This is a genomic window from Martelella sp. UBA3392, from assembly GCF_002358775.1.
GTDB lineage: Bacteria > Pseudomonadota > Alphaproteobacteria > Rhizobiales > Rhizobiaceae > Martelella > Martelella mediterranea.
Window position 1 is genome coordinate 1 of the sequence record NZ_DEPM01000189.1, and the last position, 3,995, is coordinate 3,995.

General features: G+C 61.7%; 4 protein-coding genes and 1 riboswitch. Of the genes, 3 read left to right on the forward strand and 1 reads right to left on the reverse strand.

Features of this window, described 5'->3' with window-relative positions:
* Nucleotides 1-118: 118 nt before the first annotated feature.
* On the forward strand, nt 119-1,615 hold the full coding sequence (locus B4E36_RS14560) for a CoA-acylating methylmalonate-semialdehyde dehydrogenase (RefSeq protein ID WP_345900505.1): 1,497 nt from the start codon (nt 119-121) through the stop codon (nt 1,613-1,615).
* A gap of 112 nt (nt 1,616-1,727) precedes the next feature.
* Here B4E36_RS14560 and B4E36_RS14565 read toward each other — a convergent pair whose 3' ends face one another.
* Nucleotides 1,728-2,165, reverse strand: a complete 438-nt coding sequence (locus B4E36_RS14565) for a hypothetical protein (protein WP_345900506.1) — start codon at nt 2,163-2,165, stop codon at nt 1,728-1,730.
* Between the two features lie 92 nt (nt 2,166-2,257).
* Between B4E36_RS14565 and B4E36_RS14570 the strand changes: the two genes are divergently transcribed.
* Both B4E36_RS14570 and thiM read left to right on the forward strand, forming a co-directional pair.
* On the forward strand, nt 2,258-3,025 hold the full coding sequence (locus tag B4E36_RS14570) for a hypothetical protein (protein WP_292056273.1): 768 nt from the start codon (nt 2,258-2,260) through the stop codon (nt 3,023-3,025).
* A gap of 44 nt (nt 3,026-3,069) precedes the next feature.
* A riboswitch (TPP riboswitch) is annotated at nt 3,070-3,164 on the forward strand.
* Between the two features lie 42 nt (nt 3,165-3,206).
* Nucleotides 3,207-3,995 (forward strand): hydroxyethylthiazole kinase (gene thiM / locus B4E36_RS14575; RefSeq protein WP_345900507.1); only part of this gene is annotated, 789 nt, incomplete at its 3' end.

Sequence of the window (3,995 nt, forward strand, 5' to 3'; positions counted from 1 at the left end):
GCGAGAAGATTGGGGGCTATGCGGAAAGGCCATGGAAAACAGCCTTGCCCTCAAGCGGGGAGATCGATGGCTTCAAAATCCCAAAAGCCTCATAGGCAGCATCACCGGAGGAATACTCATGAAATCGATTCAACATTTTGTCGGCGGCAAGCCATTTGCGGGAACCAGCACCCGCACCGTGCCGACCTATAACCCCGCAACCGGCGAGCAGAGCGGCGAGCTGTCGCTGGCAAGCACCGCCGATGTGCGGTCCGCCGTCGAGGCCGCCAAGGCGGCGTTCCCGGACTGGGCGGCGACCACGCCGCTGCGCCGCGCCCGTATCCTCAACAAGTTCCTGTCGATCATGGAAGCCCGGATCGACGAGATGGCGGCCGTCATCACCGCAGAGCACGGCAAGGTCCATTCCGACGCGCTCGGTGAAATCCAGCGCGGCATGGAAGTGGTCGAGTTCGCCACCGCCGCCCCGCAGCTTCTGAAAAGCGAATACACCGAAAATGTCGGCACCGGCGTCGACAGCTATGCCATCCGCCAGCCGCTCGGCGTGGTCGCCGGCATCACGCCGTTCAACTTCCCGGCCATGGTGCCGATGTGGATGTTCCCGATCGCGCTGGCCGCCGGCAACTGCTTCGTGCTGAAGCCGTCCGAGCGCGACCCCTCCGCCTCGCTGCTGATTGCCGCATGGCTGAAGGAAGCGGGCCTGCCCGATGGCGTCTTCAACGTCGTCCAGGGCGACAAGGAAGCTGTCGACGCGCTGTTGAACGACCCGGATATCGAGGCCGTTTCCTTCGTCGGCTCGACCCCGATCGCGCGCTACATCTACACCACCGCGACCGCGAACGGCAAACGTTGCCAGGCGCTTGGCGGGGCCAAGAACCACATGATCGTGATGCCCGATGCCGACATGGACCAGGCCGCCGACGCCCTGATGGGCGCGGCCTTCGGCTCCGCCGGCGAGCGCTGCATGGCGATCTCGGTCGCGGTGCCCGTGGGCGACGAGACCGCCGACCGGCTGATCGACAAGCTGAAGCCCCGCATTGCCGCCCTCAAGGTCGGCCCCGGCACCGATCCGGAAGCCGATATGGGCCCGCTGGTGACGGCGGCAGCGTTTGAACGCGTCACCGGCTACATCGATTCGGGCGTGGAAGAAGGCGCCGAACTGGTGGTCGACGGCCGCGGCCTGAAGCTGCAGGGTTACGAGAACGGCTATTTCGTCGGCGCGACGCTGTTCGACAAGGTGACCACTGACATGAAAATCTACAAGGAAGAGATTTTCGGCCCGGTCCTCTCGGTCGCCCGCGCCAAGAGCTATGACGAGGCTGCCCAGTGGATCAACGACCACGAGTTCGGCAACGGCACGGCGATCTTCACCCGCGATGGCGATGCCGCCCGCGAATTCGCCCACAAGATCAAGGTCGGCATGGTCGGCGTCAACGTGCCGATCCCGGTTCCGATGGCGTTCCACTCCTTCGGCGGCTGGAAGGCCTCGCTGTTCGGCGACCACCACATGCATGGCCCGGAGGGCGTTCGCTTCTACACCCGCCTGAAGACCATCACCCAGCGCTGGCCCAAGGGCATCCGCGCCGGCGCCGAATTCTCGATGCCGACGATGAAGTAAAGCAGGAGCGTCCGCGCAAAAAACGCGGACGCACTCTCAAATGCCTTGCATGAAGCGCTATTTATGAGGCTATCCGGAGGCGATTTCAGTCAAGCAAATTTTCGTTGTGGATCTAACAACCGTGCTCTTTCTGAAGCGCGAATATTCTCTGAAGCGACTGACGGAAGTAAGGTATATCTCGCCTATTCTGTGCCAGTTGCTCCCTTCGGTATGCAAGAATTTCTTTTGCTTCCTTTAGATTTTCCCGCTCGTTGGCGATCATTTTTGCCTGAGCGACAACCTCCGGTGCGCTTTCCGCCTTCAAAAAGGGCAGCGGTCGCTTTCTTCGCGTGAGAGTGCGCAGCAGGTCAACGGCTCCAGCCAGAATGGTCGAAAGCTCCTGCTCCAGCCGTATCAGCACGTTCTGGCTATCAGCTACATATCGTTCAAGTCTATCGACCTCTTGCTTGTTTCGCGCCTCATCTTCGACGGCTTGCTTCAGGAAGCCTTCTGCTTCCCGCTGGGACGCAATCAACTCGCGGCAACGTGAACTGTCAGTGGCCATTTTCAATTGATCTCCATCTTCTTTTGCCCGGAAACCAATGTTACCCTTGCACTACCAGAGCGGGTATTTTGTGGGAAACTTGCGGGATGATACTTCGGTTGATGATGGCCTTTGGGGCGTGCAGCCTGTTCGCCTGTGAGACACTTGCTTGGTCGTTCGAAACGCATCCGCAACCGACAAGATCGGAGATGACTTTCGAGGAGTGGGAGTTCGTGGTCAGTGAACGCGACTTCAATCCGCGTGTGCCTGACTGTGGCGACTATCTCCGCCGGCATTACGAACTTTATACGGAGCGCTACCCGGACTTCGCCCGGGAGGGAACGTCCGAGACGCAATACGAATTGTGGCGTCAGTACATCCAGACAGACAGTGCTTTCGACGATCTCACTACCTGCATGACCTTGCCATATGTGATGGCCATGTTCCGGCTTGCGAAGGAAAAACTCTCCGACAGCGACCTTATCTATTGCGGCCGTTTTTCCCGTAACCCGGAGACGGAGGGCGAAGTCGAATTCGCTGCACTGATGGAGCGCCTGCAAGACGCGGCGACAAGAGGCAGCGAGGCGGCCCTTCTTTCATTTCTCATCACCGATGACGGCGAAGGCATGACGCCGCTGAACCCGGATGTGCTGTCCTATCTGCGGGAAAGCCTGAAGGACACGCGGACGGCCGAGGAACAGCGCCTGTTCGACGACGAATTCATTTTTCGGCATCGCGCCTGGAACCAGGACAATCTCGCCGACCAGCTTTCGCCCGAGCGGCAGCGCTTCGTCGAGCAGGCGGTTAAAGATCGCAATCTCGCATCCGTTCTGGCGACCACCGGGCCATGCGGCGACACCGCATGGCGCGATCCCGAGCCAGAGTAAAACCGCCTCTTTCCGGGGCGGTTTTTTCTGCTATAACGACGCCGCTAGAGCGACAGGGGCGTCGGCGTAAGCCGGCTGAGATGAACCCTTGGAACCTGATCCGGATCATGCCGGCGGAGGGAGTCACTCGGGTCTTCGCTTTGGCGCCCGAGTTCCTCCGCGATAAACAAGGAGGACGCCGATGGCCGATATCGCCCCCATTTTGCAGAAAATGCGCGCAGACGCGCCGCTTACGCAATGCATCACCAATTATGTGGCGATGAATATCGCAGCCAATGTGCTGCTCGCCGCCGGCGCTTCTCCGGCGATGGTTCATGCGAAAGAGGAAGCCGGCGAGTTTGCCGGCATTGCCTCGGCGGTCACCATCAATATCGGTACGCTTTCACCCGACTGGCTTGCCGGCATGAAGGCCGCGATCGAGACAGCGAACGGCAAGCAAACGCCGTGGGTATTCGATCCGGTCGCCCATTTCGCCACCGGCTTCCGCGCCAGGGCAGCCCTTGAGCTGCTTGATCTCGGGCCCACGATCCTGCGCGGCAATGCCTCCGAAATCCTCGCCTTCTCGGGCGCCACCAGCGCCGGCAAGGGCGTGGACGCCGGCGACAGCGTTGCAGCCGCCGAGGAAACCGCGAAGACGCTTGCAAACGAGCGCAACATGGTTGTGGCGGTCACCGGCGAACGCGACTTCGTGACCGACGGCACGCGCAGCGCCCGCATCGGCGGCGGATCGCCGCTGATGCCGCGGGTGACGGCGCTCGGCTGCGCGCTGACGGCGCTGGTCGGCGGCTATGCCGGCGCATGGCGCGCGGATGCCTTCGAAGCGACCATTGCAGCGCTTGCCCATTACGGCGTCGCCGGCAGCCGCGCGCATGGGCGGGCGGAAGGGCCCGGCTCGTTCCAGGTCCATTTCCTCGATGCGCTCGCCGCTGTGACGCCCGAAGCCCTTGCCCGCGAAGCGGAGATCGAATGG